The sequence below is a fragment of the Moorena sp. SIO3I8 genome (assembly GCF_010692325.1).
Classification (GTDB): Bacteria; Cyanobacteriota; Cyanobacteriia; order Cyanobacteriales; family Coleofasciculaceae; genus Moorena.
Map to the genome: position 1 here is coordinate 1 of NZ_JAAHHW010000145.1, position 16,055 is coordinate 16,055.

Annotated in this window: 14 protein-coding genes and 1 pseudogene; 6 read left to right on the forward strand and 9 right to left on the reverse strand. The window is 42.5% G+C overall.

The genetic code is table 11. The features are described from left to right. The first annotated feature begins 297 nt into the window (after window positions 1-297). Both F6K51_RS31610 and F6K51_RS31615 read left to right on the forward strand, forming a co-directional pair. Window positions 298-1,932 carry an alpha-D-glucose phosphate-specific phosphoglucomutase gene (locus tag F6K51_RS31610; RefSeq protein WP_293028156.1) on the forward strand — a complete coding sequence of 545 codons (1,635 nt, stop codon included), beginning with the start codon at window positions 298-300 and terminating at the stop codon, window positions 1,930-1,932. Window positions 1,933-3,078: 1,146 nt separating this feature from the next. Continuing rightward, complete coding sequence (locus tag F6K51_RS31615) at window positions 3,079-4,431, forward strand: hypothetical protein (RefSeq protein WP_293028158.1); 1,353 nt, start codon at window positions 3,079-3,081, stop codon at window positions 4,429-4,431. A gap of 1,193 nt (window positions 4,432-5,624) precedes the next feature. On the opposite strand, the gene F6K51_RS31620 is transcribed toward F6K51_RS31615, so the two are convergent. Further along, a complete protein-coding gene (locus F6K51_RS31620) occupies window positions 5,625-5,825 on the reverse strand; it encodes a hypothetical protein (RefSeq protein ID WP_293028160.1) in 201 nt (66 codons plus the stop codon). Window positions 5,826-5,936: 111 nt separating this feature from the next. Here F6K51_RS31620 and F6K51_RS31625 point away from each other — a divergent pair, with 111 nt between their 5' ends. After that, window positions 5,937-7,256 (forward strand): FG-GAP-like repeat-containing protein, encoded by a 1,320-nt coding sequence (locus tag F6K51_RS31625; protein WP_293028162.1) that lies wholly within the window; start codon window positions 5,937-5,939, stop codon window positions 7,254-7,256. A 583-nt stretch (window positions 7,257-7,839) separates the two neighbouring features. Here F6K51_RS31625 and F6K51_RS31630 read toward each other — a convergent pair. Beyond that, a pseudogene (locus F6K51_RS31630) lies at window positions 7,840-8,013 on the reverse strand (FxLYD domain-containing protein); the annotation flags it as partial. 413 nt (window positions 8,014-8,426) lie between these two features. Continuing rightward, window positions 8,427-8,672, reverse strand: a complete 246-nt coding sequence (locus F6K51_RS38690; protein WP_364301172.1) for a ferredoxin-thioredoxin reductase variable chain — start codon at window positions 8,670-8,672, stop codon at window positions 8,427-8,429. A 51-nt stretch (window positions 8,673-8,723) separates the two neighbouring features. Here F6K51_RS38690 and F6K51_RS31635 point away from each other — a divergent pair, with 51 nt between their 5' ends. Continuing rightward, entirely contained in the window at window positions 8,724-9,215 is a 492-nt protein-coding gene (locus F6K51_RS31635) for a thioesterase family protein (protein WP_293028164.1), read from the forward strand. Between the two features lie 27 nt (window positions 9,216-9,242). On the opposite strand, the gene F6K51_RS31640 is transcribed toward F6K51_RS31635, so the two are convergent. From F6K51_RS31640 to F6K51_RS31650, 3 genes are all read right to left on the reverse strand, one after another. Continuing rightward, window positions 9,243-10,919 (reverse strand): hypothetical protein, encoded by a 1,677-nt coding sequence (locus F6K51_RS31640; RefSeq protein WP_293028166.1) that lies wholly within the window; start codon window positions 10,917-10,919, stop codon window positions 9,243-9,245. A 158-nt stretch (window positions 10,920-11,077) separates the two neighbouring features. Then, entirely contained in the window at window positions 11,078-11,725 is a 648-nt protein-coding gene (gene msrA, locus F6K51_RS31645) for a peptide-methionine (S)-S-oxide reductase MsrA (protein WP_293028168.1), read from the reverse strand. A 163-nt stretch (window positions 11,726-11,888) separates the two neighbouring features. Continuing rightward, window positions 11,889-12,488, reverse strand: a complete 600-nt coding sequence (locus F6K51_RS31650) for a thermonuclease family protein (RefSeq protein ID WP_293028170.1) — start codon at window positions 12,486-12,488, stop codon at window positions 11,889-11,891. 12 nt (window positions 12,489-12,500) lie between these two features. Here F6K51_RS31650 and F6K51_RS31655 point away from each other — a divergent pair, with 12 nt between their 5' ends. Both F6K51_RS31655 and F6K51_RS31660 read left to right on the forward strand, forming a co-directional pair. Then, window positions 12,501-12,734: a hypothetical protein gene (locus tag F6K51_RS31655; RefSeq protein ID WP_293028172.1), complete on the forward strand. Its 234-nt coding sequence runs from the start codon at window positions 12,501-12,503 to the stop codon at window positions 12,732-12,734. A 91-nt stretch (window positions 12,735-12,825) separates the two neighbouring features. Next, window positions 12,826-13,557, forward strand: a complete 732-nt coding sequence (locus F6K51_RS31660; protein ID WP_293028174.1) for a pentapeptide repeat-containing protein — start codon at window positions 12,826-12,828, stop codon at window positions 13,555-13,557. Window positions 13,558-13,718: 161 nt separating this feature from the next. Here the strand turns inward: F6K51_RS31660 and F6K51_RS38695 are convergent, their stop codons facing one another. From F6K51_RS38695 to F6K51_RS31670, 3 genes are all read right to left on the reverse strand, one after another. Then, a complete protein-coding gene (locus tag F6K51_RS38695) occupies window positions 13,719-14,252 on the reverse strand; it encodes a transporter substrate-binding domain-containing protein (RefSeq protein WP_364300925.1) in 534 nt (177 codons plus the stop codon). Window positions 14,253-14,288: 36 nt separating this feature from the next. Further along, the gene (locus F6K51_RS38700; RefSeq protein ID WP_364300928.1) at window positions 14,289-14,627 is read right to left on the reverse strand and encodes a hypothetical protein; all 339 of its coding nucleotides are present in this window, start codon (window positions 14,625-14,627) and stop codon (window positions 14,289-14,291) included. 66 nt (window positions 14,628-14,693) lie between these two features. Next, window positions 14,694-15,911, reverse strand: coding sequence for a transposase (locus F6K51_RS31670; protein ID WP_293028177.1), 1,218 nt, complete (start codon window positions 15,909-15,911; stop codon window positions 14,694-14,696). Window positions 15,912-16,055: the final 144 nt, after the last annotated feature.

A 16,055-nucleotide genomic window follows, 5' to 3' on the forward strand; every position in this document is an offset into this window, starting at 1 on the left:
TCTGAACGATTGTGGATTCTTCAGTTCTTGGGTGCTCCTTGCCGTAAATATTACCTCTTGGCTTGATTTCGTGCTCAAAGGGGGTAGGAAAATTATCTGCATGTGATCCCTACCTGCGGAAAGTGGGATAAACAAAAATGTGCGTAGGTAAGGATTGATAGTGCGTTCGTGCTTTGCTAGACCAGGGATCACTAAATTCACGAGTCATTTATCAAAGACTTTTGAATTTTTCATTAACAATGAACAGGTAACAGTTAACAATAAAGAATTAGCAGTAAAACCTGTAGCTAGCTTGTAATGAACATACGCACTGTCTCTACTAAGCCCTTTACAGACCAAAAGCCCGGTACTTCCGGACTCCGTAAGTCGGTCACCGTTTTTCAGGAGCCCCATTACCTAGAAAACTTTATCCAGTCTATCTTTGACTCCCTAGAAGGCTGTGAAGGTCAAACCCTAGTTGTAGGGGGTGATGGTCGCTACTACAATCGGCAAGCAATTCAGACCATTCTCAAAATGGCAGCCGCCAATGGGTTAGGTCGGTTGTTAGTCGGTTGTGGTGGTATTCTGTCTACCCCAGCAGCATCTTGTGTTATTCGCAAGCATAAGGCATTAGGTGGCATTATCCTCTCGGCTAGCCACAATCCTGGGGGTCCAAAGGGTGACTTCGGTGTCAAGTATAACACCAGTAATGGTGGACCAGCACCAGAAAAGGTGACGGAAGCTATCTATGCTCGGAGTAAAGTCATCGATAGTTACAAAATCCTAGACGCTGCGGATGTGAATCTAGACCGACCAGGTGCATTTACTCTGGGAACCTTGAGCGTTGAAGTGATTGACCCAGTTGAGCCTTATACTCAATTGATGGAGTCCCTATTTGACTTTGACCGCATTCACCAGCTACTAACCTCTGGGAAATTCCGCATGTGTATGGATTCATTACATGCGGTAACTGGTCCCTATGCCCATGCTATTTTTGAACAACGCCTAGGGGCACCAGAAGGTACTGTACTTAATGGTATACCGTTAGAAGATTTTGGCGGTGGTCATCCTGACCCCAATTTAGTCTATGCTAAGGACTTGGTGGATATTCTCTATGGTGATAATGCCCCGGACTTTGGGGCTGCTTCCGATGGAGATGGCGATCGCAATATGATCCTGGGAAGCTCGTTCTTCGTTACCCCCAGTGATAGCATAGCTGTGTTAACCGCCAATGCCCATCTGGTACCTGGTTATAGTCAAGGTTTAGCAGGGGTAGCCCGTTCCATGCCCACCAGTGCTGCTGTAGACCGAGTGGCGGCTCAGTTAGGTATTGATTGCTATGAAACCCCAACAGGTTGGAAGTTTTTTGGCAATTTATTGGATGCAGGTAAAGCCACTTTGTGCGGTGAAGAAAGTTTCGGCACTGGTTCTAACCATGTACGGGAAAAAGATGGGCTTTGGGCAGTGCTATTCTGGCTCAATATCCTGGCAGTGCGGGGTGAATCAGTGGAGCAGATTGTCCGTAGCCACTGGCAAACCTATGGTCGTAATTTCTATTCCCGCCATGACTATGAAGAGGTAGATGGGGCACGAGCTCAGGAACTGATGGAGCGTTTGCGTTCAAGTGTCCCAGACCTGAAAGGACAACAATTTGGCTCTTACCAGGTAGAGTATGGTGATGACTTTAGTTACACAGACCCAGTAGATGGGAGCGTCAGCCAAAAGCAGGGGATTCGGATTGGCTTTACTGATGGCTCTCGGATTGTATTCCGCCTATCTGGTACTGGCACAAAAGGGGCAACCCTACGGCTCTATTTAGAGAGCTATGAGCCAGATTCCACTAAGCATGACGTGGATACTCAACAAGCATTGGAACCACTGATTTCCCTTGCTCATGAGATTGCCCAGATTCGGAAGTTTACAGAGCGGGAGGTTCCCACTGTAATTACCTGAGGTAAAGAAAGGAACACGGGTAATAGGTAAGGTAATAGGTAATAGGTAATAGGTAATAGGTAATAGGTAATAGGTCAAACCCCGACCAGTTACCTATTACCCATTAGCCGTTACCAATGAGTAACTGTCTCGGTAATAGTGGATAGCCTAGATTTCAAGAGCAACAGATTTTTATTCCTATAAAAATTTTCATCATTGTTTCATTTAGCTCATTTCCACAGATGGTTTTTGGAGATTTCGTCCAATAAAGACCTAGCTGGCTAGGTTTTGAGATTTACTTTTGAACATTATTTATTGTACATTAGTGAATTTTTAAACTGATATTAAATACCCTTATGTTAACCTTTTCAGCTTTCCGTAACTCAGCATTATTCGAATGCTTACCTCTTTTATTCAAAACACCTCAAGTAGCGTGCGTGGCACAGGCTTCGACGCTGGGAGGTAGCCCATTAGCTGATAGCTGATAGCTTACCCACTAACTGCTCTGAGGCACGGTAAAATTCCTCATTCATAATTATTAGCTGATTGATGTTATATAATAATTAGTTTTTGATCAGTACCAAGTAAGTAAAAATTTTATAAATTTTTATGAAATTTCCATGAAAATCCCTATTTTGATAGTGACTGATAGTGACATTTACGGATTTTTATGCCATTTATACTAATGGTAGGATTTTTTTTAAGTCAAAACGCAAAAAAAAATCTGAAGCCTAGAACCAAACTACTTTTTTGACTAGGTCATCTTTTAGGGATGAGATTTGATCAGGGAATGGTTAGCCAGTCAAACTCTAGAAAAGGCTTCAAAAAATTTATCCAGTGAAACTGGATAAATTTGAGCAGGGCATCTTTGAACTATTAAAGAGGGTGTTTTCCCCTTATCCATATATCTAGAAACATGTATCTAGAAAGGTACTGTAGTCTAGATACATCGATAAACATGATTAAATTTGCCCCAAAAGTTCACAGATAAAGTGCACAGACTCTTATCTCATCTCATCCTAGGGACATTGAGTAATGCCAGTTTAGTTACACATCCCGTGACTTACTAAGTTGGGATGGAATAATTAAAAATTTTTTGGTGCATTACGACGGAAAATAAAAGCCAACCACTGTAAACACAGATAACTTTTGGGAGAAAACTATCTTATGGTTCTGATTGAAGCTGAAAGCGATCGCGTAACGCGAATAAACTACGATACAATTATTAAGAACGTTGCTTCAGGCGGTCAAGCCGTCCAGATTTCAAACTTTAATGACCCGGTTGGAGAACCCGGTGTGCTTAGATTTGAATGGACAGCAGAGGATGGAGCTGCTGGTAAATACGATATTAGTATTGCCTACTTTGACGAAGTGGATGGGGAATCTGAACTGACATTTAGTGTCAACGGACAGGAAGTTGGTACATATGTTTATAATCTAAACTTACCTGGGATTACAGCTGAGCCAAGGAATTATGTCCCTCTGAGCGGTGCCAATTCCAGTAGCACACTAACTGCTCAGGCTAATCCAAATGCCATTTTTAAGGGCGTAGACCTTGTTCCAGGGGATGAAATAGAAATCTCGGTACTGGCAGATAGCAATGGTAACTTTACCGACGAAAATGGTAACGCAACTTTCGAGCTAGGGCGACTTGATGCCATTGAAATTACCCCAGCTGAAATTACCCCAGCTGAAGAGATTATCCCCAGTTTGGATCTGTTCTGGCATAATCCTGTCAGTGGACAAGTTGGTGTGTGGACTCTAAATCAACAGGGCACTAGCGTCGAGACCGCAGCGTTCATTACCGATCAAAGTGGTCAAGAGTTGTTGGTACCAGAGAACACTGGATTTGAAGCCCGTGGTGTTGTGGATTTAGGCGATGGTAGCAGGAGTCCTCTGTGGCGTAATACCGAAACCGGCGGTGTTGCCATTTGGAAGATGGAAGGCTCCGAGTTGCAGGAGGCAATAACTATTGACCCACCAGCAGATGGCCCAGGATCAAACCTCGACTGGGAAATCCGTGGCACGGGAGATGTTAACGGTGGTGGTGGAGAAGAAATCTTCTGGTACAACACATCTACTGGAGAAATTGCTGTTTCGGAGATAGATGAAACCGGGTTTCAGAATGCTAGGTTTATTACGGATAGCAATAATCAGCATATGACCATATCACCTAATGATCCCTGGCAGTTAGTTGCGGCTGGAGACATGGATGGCGATGGTGACGCAGATGCTATCTGGCAAAATATGACTACCAAACAGTTTGCCTACTGGGAGCTTGATGGTCTTGATGGTACTGTTTACCAGGAGTCAGTGCTGATCAATTCCCGACCAGCAGACGGTGATTGGGAATTCCGTGGTGCCTATGACGCTAACAACGATGGTATTGATGATTTCTTCTTCCGTAATTCCATGACTGGAGACAATGGCATCTGGATGATCGAGAATAACTCAGTGAGTGATGATAATATTGTCGGGATCACTCCGGTCGAAGATACTAACTTCTCCTTCTACGTTTAGGATAGTCAGCAGCTAGCTTTACTGTTGTAATTAAAGTCAAGAAAAACCCACCCCTTGAGCGTAAGCAGAAGGGGTGGGCTGTTTGTTCACTTCAATCTGAGTCTAATATCTCCGAGTTTTAGGGCAAACGCATCTAATCGTCAGAAAAATTTTGATGATTCTTTGATTGAGCTGATTTCCATAGATGCTTTTTGGAGATTTCGTCAAGTCAAGACCTAGCTGGCTACATTTGAACATTATTTATTGTAAATTAGCTGAGGGGGTGACATGAGCCCTAAAAAGCTTAGTATATAAGGCTTTGATGCCAATGAGCTCAGGGAAGATACAGTCCCAAATTAACCCTCCTTTCATTTAATGGCAAGCTCAAACCCTTATAACATAGTCCAAGGTCGCGCCCAAAACAGAATGTATCTTTTAGGTGCGACCCGTGGCGAATTAAATTCGCCACGGGTCGCACCTCTGCATCGCTAAGTAACTTATGGGCTGAAATTATTACCCAGTAAGGATTTCAGCTTGCATGTCACCCCCCCAGGTAAATTAGTTAATTTTATTACTAATCTCAAATTTTGCACCACAGTAAATTGATTGGGGCAAAAACTTGTGTGCACACCTCAATGACTGAATGAAAGAGGGACTGAATGAAAAAGGTAATTCTTTAACCCGGATTTGGTATAACCCCTAACTGCTCTGAGGCAGGGGAAAATTACTCATTCATAATTCTTAGCTCACTGATGTTATATAATAATTAGTTTTTGCTTAGTACCAACTCAGTAAAAATTTAATAAATATTTATTAAATTTTAATTAAAATATCTAATTCCATAGTGACAATTACGGAATTTTATGGCATTTATACTAGTGGTAGGATTTTTTTTCAGTCAAAACGCCAAAAAAAAAATATGAAGCCTGGAACAAAACTAATTTTTTGACTAGGTCATCTCTTAGGGTTGGAATTTTATCAGGGTATCGTTAGCCAGTCAAAATCTAGAAAAGGCTTCAAAAAATTTATCCAGTTTCACTGGATAAATTTGAGCAGGGCATCTTTGAACTATTAAAGGGGGTGTTTTACCCTTATCGATATATCTAGAAATAGGTATCTAAAAACATGTATCTAGAAAGTTACTGTACCCTAGATACATCGATAAGCATGATTAAATTTTTCCCCAAAAGTTCACATATAAAGTGCACAGACTCTTATCTCATCTCATGGCAGGGACGTTGAGTAATTCCAGTGTCTTGATGCAGTCGCTCATGGGGGAAACCACGGCAGACCGCGAGTGGGGGAGACCCCCAAGACCGCACTGCCTCCCCAAGACCGTAATGGTGCGTTTGACCCGTAATTAAATTCGCCACGGGTCGCACCTCTGCATCGCTTTTGTAAGTGACACATCCCATAACTTAGTTAGTTGGGATGGAGTAATTAAAAATTTTTTGGTGCATCAGGACTGAAAAGAAAAGCCAACCAGTGTAAACACAGATAACTAACTTTTGGGAAAAAACTATCTTATGGTTCTGATTGAAGCAGAAGGCACTCGCGTTACGCGACAAAACTACGGCATAACCGGTTTCAACAATATTGATCTCGTTGCTTCAGGGGGTCGAGCCGTCGAGATCTCAAACTTTGATAACCCGCAAGGAGAACCCGGTGTGCTGACATTTACATGGACAGCACAGGATGGACCGGCTGGTAAGTATGATATTCGTATTGCCTACTTTGACGAAGAGGATGGGGAATCTCCACTGACATTTAGTGTTAATGGACAGGAAGTTGGTACATATGTTTTTAATCTAAACATACCTGCAAATACACCTGATCCAACAGCTGAGCCAAGGAATTATGTCCCTCTGAGGGGTGGCAATTCAAGCGGCACCCTAAGTGCTGAGGATAATCCAAATAAACCCCTTTTTCAAAACATAGACCTTGCTCCAGGGGATGAAATACAAATCTCGGTACTGGCAGATAGCAATAATCCTGAATTGAATTTCGAGCGAGGGCGAGTTGATGCCATTGAAATTACCCGAGCCCCCAGTGTGGATCTGTTCTGGCATAATCCTGTCAATGCACAAGTTGCTTTGTGGACTCTAAATGGCCAGGGCACTAGCGTTGAGACGACAGCGTTCATTACAGATCAAAGTGGTCAGGAGGTGTTGGTACCAGAGAACGCTGGATTTGAAGCCCGTGGTGTTATAGATTTAGGGGATGGTATCAGGAATCCTCTGTGGCGTAATAAGATGACTGGCGCTGTTGGGGTTTGGAACATGGAACGCTCCGAGTTCCAGGATGCAATAATTACTCAGGCACCAGCAGGTCAACCAGGATCAGACCTCAACTGGGAAATCCGTGGCACCGGAGATGTTAACCGTGATGGTGCAGAAGAAATTTTCTGGTACAACACATCCAGCGGAGAAATTGCTGTTTGGGAGATAGATCAAAACGGATTTCAGAATGCTACCTTTATTACGGATACCAATCTTAACAAGATAATAATATCACCTAATGATCCCTGGCAGTTAGTTGCGGCTGGAGACATGGATGACGATGGTGACGCAGATGCTATCTGGCAAAATATGAATACCCAACAGTTTGCCTACTGGGAGCTTGATGGTACTGTTTTCCAGGAGCCAGTGCTGATCGATGCCCGACCAGCAGACGGTCCTTGGGAATTCCGTGGTGCCTATGACGCTAACCGAGATGGTATTGATGATTTCTTCTTCCGTAATTCTGTCACTGGACAAAATGGCCTGTGGACGATCGAGAATGACTCACTTGGTCAGATTGTCGTTATCGATACGGTTCCAGATCTCAACTTCTCCTACTACGTCTAGGATAGTCAGCAGCTAGCTAATGGAACTTGCGTGTAAAAAAAATACCAATTAAAGTAGGGTGGGCAAAGTAATATAATTTAGAATAATCAAAAGAAACAAGCTGTTGTTGCCCACCCTACAAGCTAAAAACTGGTATTTTATTTTTTGGCTACTCTCTTACTATTGTAATTAAAGTCAAGAAAAACCCACCCCTTCTGCTTACGCTCAAGGGGTGGGTTGATTGTTCACTCAAATCTGAGTATAATATCTCCGACTGTTAATCACTTCGTAGTCAGGTAAATCGTTAATTGTTAGTTAATTGTTAGTTAATTTTTATAGCGGTTTGCGATTTTTTAAGTACATAGTTATGGGTTTTTCTGGAGCAGGGAACAGGGAGCAGGGAACAGGGAAAACAATCCTGTGTACCTGATAGTTATGCAAACCGCTATAGTTAATTGTTAGTTATTAATTTAAAACTTTCAATTTTCAATTTATTGATAACATTATTATGTGGGTTTCAGTGGTAATAATTCAGTTAAAGACCAAATACTTAGGTTCAGTTGCTCAGCAATTTGTGCCTCAAAAGCGTGAATTGATATCGAAATCATGGAGTCGGTTTACGATCCCAGTCAACGGATGTGGTTTTTAATTCCCGACCACCCCACATTTCCGTCTCGAAAGTAGCACTTTCTCCAGCACTGAGGTTAGGGGGATTGGTGTACATGGAGCTGGTGCCAATTACACTGCCGTCATCATCCAGAATTTCATAATTTACTCGGGTCGAGTAGACAGTGACTGATTACACCCAAAGATAGAACTACAGACGAGATCGCTACTTTACTACGAAACATGATCAGTCTCCTGGTTTGAACCTTGAAGTTTGTAATGTTAATACTGAGGTGTTTCGGTCATTGGCTGACTCGAATTCAACCTCTACTTACATTTCTGAAGCCCATCCAAGTTTTACGCAGTGGATTGTCTAATCTTTACAAAACTAAAAAAAAAGCTCTGGTCAGACTTGGCATAAAAAGCCGGAAAAGTGCCTAAAACGTAGGGTGCGTCAGTAATGCACCCTACTCGTAGCATCAGAAGAAACCATGGCGACCAATGAGCAGATACCCTGAATGGGACCGAGTGCGATCGCTTTCAGCAGGTGATCAGCTTGGTTAGCAAATCCTGACCAGGTTACTCCTAACCCTCCCAACACAGGGTTAATATCATGTCAGGTTGAATACCCATAATTAAGGAGAGGGTGGGACCCACCCCTAACCCCTCCCAGGAGGGGAATGTGGGGAGATTGGGAGATAGGGAGATAGGGAGATTTTTCTTAAGGGTAATTATCCCGACATGATATAAGGATAGGGTCTGATTACAATCAGTAGGATGATGGTAAACACTGATTGACTCTTTGACACGGACGCGATCGCCTACTTTGATCTGGCTATGGTTATAAAGTTAGTGAAATACCAGTAACGATTAAATTGATCCATGTCAGAAACACCCCAAACCTCAGCTCAAATAGAGCTGGGTAGTACCATGGAAAGCCATGAGCTAACCGCCACCACGGCAAAATGGTTTGACTATCCAGTGCGAGTCCATCCCCACCACACTGACTATGCTGGTATAGTCTGGCATGGTACCTACATTCGCTGGATGGAAGAAGCGAGGGTGGAGTACTTACGCTCGATGGGTATGGATTATAGTGATCTCGTCAGGCTAGGATGCGATTTACCAGTAGTAGAACTTTCTTTACGGTATCACCGGGCAATGCCAATGGGCACAGCAGTAGTTGTCAAGACAGGCATCGCCGAAATGAAAGGTGTCCGTATGAACTGGAATTATAAAATTCAATCCCATGATGGCAAAGAACTTTACGTAACCGGTCGTGTGATTCTAGTAGCCGTTGACCGAGAGCAGGGTAAGATTATGCGCAAGTTACCACCAGTGCTAAAGGATTTATTAGAGAAGCTTTCTAGTTGAGGCAATGGAACTGAGGTTATTTTATGGTTATTTAGCAATATCAGCATATTGCCACGCTTGTTGATATTGCTGTTGTATAGTTTCTGCTTCTGCTGTTTTTCCTTGTGCTTGCAAACTTTTTGCTAAACCATGTAATGACCAACCATTTTCGGGATAAATATCTAAATCATCACGAAAAGCTTGTTCTGCTTGCTCTGGCTGATTGCCTTGTAGCAGGATTGTGCCTAGCAAATTACGGGTAGGAGAATACCAATCTGGTGGTTCAGTATAAACCAGCTTATCTTCTAGAGCAATAGCATTTTTTAAGTGACTAGTTGCTGTCGTGTAATCTTGCTCAAGAGTAGCAATTGAACCGGTTAAGACTTCAACGGCAATTTTAAGAACACTAGCAGTAGAATTAAAACTCCAGATTTTCAATTCTTCTAAATCAGGATCAGCCATTAAAGCTTGTAATTTAGCTAATTCTTGATTAGCTTCTTCTTTCTTACCTTGAGACGTGAAAGCCATACCTCTAGCATAATGCCAAACACCCGTAGCATATTTCATATCAGTTGTTGGTGCAGGTGTTTCTAGGATTTTATCCCATTTTCCAAAGCGCACTTCTGTATAAAGTGGAACAACATAAAAATGTTGTATTATACCAGATAAACTTGGATTACCAATCAGACTTGAATCAACTGCTGCTGTTTGTTGTGCTGCTTCCATTGCTATTTCACTTTGTCCACTCATTACCGCTGCAAACCAGAGGAAATGGTAGTTATGAGGAACATAACCAATAGTATAAATACTTTGAGGATGGGGGGATGCCAGATAGTTACGATCCGCCATAACTGCTTTTTGATTAGCAATAACAGCATCTTGGTAACGTCCGACTCGAATATAGATGTGAGAGGGCATATGGACTAAATGTCCTGAAGCGGGAACGAGATTGCGGAGATTATCAGCAGCTTCTATGGCTAATTTGGGTTGTTCTTTCTCAGTGGCATGGATATAGAAGTGAGTAGCTCCCGGATGCTTAGGATTTCTTTCTAAAACTGATTCTAATGTTGCTAAAATTGGCTTGGCTTCTGGTTTGAGTTCCCCATTATCTTGCCAATAGTCCCAAGGCATGGTATCCATTAGGGATTCTGCGTATAGAGTTGCGACATCTAAATCATCAGGATAATCTTGAACAACCTGCTTCATTGCCTGAGCATAAGCTAGATCAAGGGAGGAACGATCTGCCATTGGTTGTTCCGAATAACGCTGTGCTAAAGCTTTAATATAAGCCTGTTCCTTTGGAGATGCCTTGTTACTTAGTGCGATCGCTTGTTGAATTGCTTGCCAAGCCTCTGATACTTGTTCATCTGCCATTGGTGCATTGATATTTGGTCCTTGAACATAAGCTAATCCCCAGTAGCACATGGCACAATTAGGATCTAGCCTACTTGCTTCTTTAAAAGCACGAGCAGCTTCAGCATGATTAAAAGCGTAGGCAAGAATTAAACCTTGATCAAAATACTTTTGAGCTAAGTCTGAGGTAGTGGAAATAGGGTAATGATAATTCCCAAGATTATCTATTAGTTCTACTCGTTCAATCTTTTCCTGGGCAGATGACGCTGAAACTGGAGGATTAAACAGGAAAGGGGATAGTAAATTAGGAATAATGATTAATCCTAAACCGACTATAAAACCTATAGTCAACGTTTTTAGCTTATGATTCATTTTGTTGTTCCTCATACAGTCCCCCATCCCTGTTGCATCAGTTAGCCTCAGAAAACTAAATTGCTGCATTTAGTCATTAGTCATTTGTCACCCACCAAAGTCTCTTGGTACTTACAAATGACCAATGACTAATTACTGTTAACCACAGCAGTGATGACTTATGAAATTGCAGGGCAATTCACATTTGTGCCACCTAAACCACAATACCCATTAGGATTTTTAGCCAGGTACTGCTGGTGATAGCCCTCTGCGTAATAAAACTCAGGAGCATCTATAATTTCTGTGGTAATATTACCATAACCGGCGACCTTCAGGGCTTGCTGAAAAGCGTTTTGTGAGGCTTCGGCTAGCTTCTTTTGGTCTTCAGAATAGGTATAAATTCCTGAACGGTACTGAGTACCAGTATCATTGCCTTGGCGCATGCCTTGGGTGGGATTGTGGCTTTCCCAGAAGACTTTCAAGAGTGCTTCGTAACTGATTACGTTTGGGTCAAATACCACCAGCACCACTTCATTGTGGCCGGTCATGCCTGTACAGACCTCTTGATAAGTAGGGTTAGGGGTAATTCCAGCAGCGTAACCTACTGCGGTAGTGAACACTCCCTCCTGTTGCCAGAATCGGCGTTCTGCTCCCCAAAAACATCCCATGCCAAACATCGCCATTTCCAATCCATCAGGGTAAGGGGGTTTGAGAGGATTGCCGTTGACGTAGTGACGCTCGGGTACTGGCATGAGTTCTGAGCGTCCCGGTAAGGCTTCCTCAGCAGTAGGCACAGTCAGCTTTTTCTTAAATCCGAAGAGTACCATTAGTTTTAAATTTTAGTTTTGATCAATGTCTGGACTTACTTAACATTTTGCAACATTTATGACCAAATTACTCCTTCGTTAGTGGTAACTACCAATAGACTGTTAAACAGCTATTGGCTAGCTACTAAGAACTAAAGACTCACAGGACTAAAAACTCTCCGACTCAGGAGGAGGAGGATTTAGTTTTTGCTAAACTACGATATTCCCAAGCTGGAACAAACTTAGGGTCTCGCCACAACCCTCGCCGATATCGTTTGGCATTGGCTTCAGCACTATCGACCATTTCCGCACTGGGGCAATCTTTCAGATAGGGGCGATATACCTGTGCTAGTCCTTCTTTAACTAGGACTTCCTGGACAAAGGTGCCATCGGTTAAGCGTACTTCACTGACGCTGCGCCCATAGCGGTCAGTATCAGTAACGGTCAAAACCACCTGATTATCGCTTTGTTTAACCAGTTCCTGAAGTCGCTCCTTGGCTTTATTTCCCCATTTGAATTGACTTTTGTCTACCAATTTGCGGCTTTGCTTCTCTTTTTTGGAATGGGCAATTTCTGGAGCGTCGATACAGGCAAACCGAACTTTGACATCCTTGCCAAACCTGTCAGCGACGAGAATGGTATCCCCGTCAGATACCCGTTTGACAGTGTAATTCCCGATTCCTAACTGGTCTAGAAGGGCGGCACATCCGAAGAGACTCAGGATTAGGACAGAGGCTACTATCCATTTGAAAATGTTTTGGATTAGTTGGCGAGTTGGATTCATGGTCAATTACTGTTGACGAGTGTACAATTTAGCTCAAAAACTCTACTTGTGTCCTATTCCCTGGTGCGACGTTCCGATCAATACTACTGTCACATCGAAATTACTGTATACTATTATATCAATCCGAAGTCAAACCTCAGAGAAATCCGTGTTACTCTGGATAACCTCTTCGCCATCTTGCGAGACTTCTCTATTTTTCCATACTTCCATTGGTTACATCCGTTAACCATCCGTTGCTCCAACTGACTACTCTCACAACTCCGACAGGGATGGCTATAGATTTGACTCTGTATTAATTGATGTTATCAAGATTCAACCCTAACTACTCAATATGATTATGGTGCTTAAAACGATAACTCTAGTGTCTTCAACTCTAGTTTATTCTCTGTTATTTCTCGGTTGTCTAGGGTTGCCAGTTCAAGCCCAATCGAACACTTTTTCCAATTGCGTTCTAGGCAATGACTTAAGTGGTCGTGATTTGAGCTTTGGTAATTTTAGTAACTGTAATTGGAGAAGTATTAATTTAAGAGGGGCTAATTTATCAGGGGCTTATCTAAATAGTATTCTACTGAACCCTAAACTTCAATCTTACCAACGACGGGCGACCGAAGAAGTAAGTTCTGATCTGACCAATGCGAATCTCCAGGGAGCAGATTTAACTCTCGCTAATTTACAACGAGCCATCCTGACAAATGCTAATTTAGTAGCTGCTCGTTTATTTGATGCTGACTTAACATCGGCTACATTGGAAAATGCTAAATTAGATAAGGTTTTTGCTCCTGTGGTTCTCTTATATGAGGCTAATTTAAAAGGAGCCACATTAAGTTTAGGGGATTTAACCGGTGCGAGCCTGGCTAGCTCTGATTTAAGTAATAGCTATTTGTATAGAACCAAATTAAGCTATGCTGACTTACAAAATGCTAATCTAAGTGGGGCTAATTTAACAGAGGCTAATTTAACAGAGGCTAACTTAACGGGGGCTAATTTAACTGGGGCTAATTTGACTGGGGCTAATTTGTGTAATGCGACTATGCCAGATGGTACAGTATCTCAGCAAGGTTGTCTGTAATTTAGTCGTAAGCATATGCGCTACTTGAGGTGCTACTTGAGGTGCCGTCAGCTAAAAGCTCACGCTACTTGAGGTGCTATCAGGCAAAGATATTTGGCCACGCTACGCGAAGGCTGACCGCTGACCGCTGACGACTGAATGCTTAGCTAATGGCTTACATTTTACTTATCAATACAATACTCTAGATTTAATAAAACATAGGGAAACAAATTTGTAAACCATCCCCCCCAAATTTCTTTAGCTTTTTCCCCTTCAATCAAGGAGTTGACAATACGTTGCCATTGCGGATCATGCTTAGGGAGAATCATGCCATAGAAATCACAGGTCAGTGGCTGAGCTGGAGATAAGGTGTACTGGGATGAGGAGAGTCCTTGTCTGGCTACTTCTCCAATTAATAAAATGCCATCGCTGGCAAAGGCATCAATATCCCTATTGACTAATGCTTTGACTCCTTGAGACCTACCTATGTCTCCAGGAAAAACTATTTTTTGAGCATTAGGATAGGTTTGGTCAATAAATCTTTCTGTGAGGCTACTAGGAAGTACTCCAATTTTTAAACTGTCAAGGCTTTCGTAACGATTGAAGACTCTCGGTTGTTTAGAATCGACTAAAAAGTGTGTGCCAGTAATAAAAAATGGTGTTGAAAATTTTATTCCATCAATCTCACTCCTAATCGTATTAGGGCCACACTCCAAATGTACAGCTTCATCTCGGACAATAGCAAAGCGATTTTATAAGGTTGATTGAATGGCAACAACGTCTAGTTCTATGGGTTTATTGAGTTGTTGTGCAACTTTGTCTTTTAAGGAATTGAGTAGGTCAAAGCAATACCCTTTCCACTCTCCGTTGGCATCAATGTAGCCGAAAGGAGCAGCATCTTTTCTAATACCAACTTTTATGGTGCCAGTTCGTTTAATTTGGTCTAAAACCGTTTCTGAACGCTTCGGTATTGGCTCAATGGCAAGTTGTGGTATGATACTTTCGGGAGCTTCACTGCCAAAGGATTCCTCTAGTTGTTCTGGAGTTAAAGATTTGACTAAATGTAACTCTAGAGAATTCTCAGAGAGCAATTTGGCATAGGTAACACTAAGGTAAGGTCGATATTGAACTCTCCCTGGTTTGAAAACACAGGGATTCTAAGCTGATTTCACTTCGCGGGTTAAAACCGCGCTCCGTGAAGTTGCTTCACGATACGATTTAGATAAAGAGTCTAATCTGTATCGTTGTGGCAGGTTCAAAACTGCTCTACAGACCTCGGCTAGGGGAAACCCTAGCTGTGTCTCTACTTTTCTGAGGATGTTACCAGCCCCATTGCAATCGGCGTTAATCAAATTACCTTTACTTGACAGATATTGTCCACGCTTTACTCTTTTTCCGCTTGCTGCCCACCCCTGCGCTTTGGCGCACGCTACGCGAACAGGTTTCGCGCCGAGCACAGGTAGGAAGTCACGATCTAAAAAACTAGCTTTGCTGGTGTAACTTTCCTCGGTCTCAACAAATTTAATACCGTACTCAATGCACAGTTGTTCTATCCTATTTTTTAATTTAGCAGTAGGGATTTGAACGAACTGCTGATTGTTCTTTTTGCCAATATTAATACGATCTTTATTACGCTTGTTCCAGCCAAACACGATTGTGCTGACTTGGTTTCTTTTGCACCAGTTCACAATGAATCTAGCGACTTTATTTACATTATCGCGCATTTGCCTGTTGCGCTTTTCAGTCAATGAGGCCAACCGATCATCCCAATAGCCCTGAGGTTTCCCTTTTTTGATCGCAGCTACACGCTTGTTGTACCACTGGTTTTGTGACTTAACTTTCCTGCCATCTACAATGAATGACTTCCCTATATTGGAAACGCAAGTCAACCAGTTATTGAGACCTGGATCAACACCTAAGACATTGTCGGTTGACAACACCGGATCGGGGCTTGGTCTTTCATATACAAATTCCAGATAAAAACAGCCATTTCTTGGGACAAATCGATACTCTTTGATTAATTGGAAGTCAATATTGGATGGCATGGGTAGCAGAAAATGGTCAATCCCGAACCAGATTTTGATTTGTTTCCCTAAGGTGAATTTTAGTTGACCTAGACAGCGTTTTACCCATCGAGCAGGATAGCTAACTACAGCTAGACCTCCCTTTTTGCGATACTTTGGGACTCTAGGCTTATTTGTTAACTGCCCTTTGTCGTACAGTTTCTTGAGGGCTTTGTAAGACTTGAAAGATTCAATAACTCCGTGTAACGTCTGTTGGGCGCAGGCAGACCTCATCGCTTTAAAGTGGACGTTGGTTTTCATTATTTTGTCCAGTTCCGCGTTTTTAAGGTATTTGCCGTTTTTGAACAACATTTGACGGCAATAATACAGAGTGCATCTCAGTTTTGTAAGACTCAAGTTGAAAATTGCCCGTTGAGGTAGGCACACCGATGCTTCAAGACTTGTGGGACGTTACTCTCATCCCACTGAGCCCCCGAAATCTTGATACGCCGACCC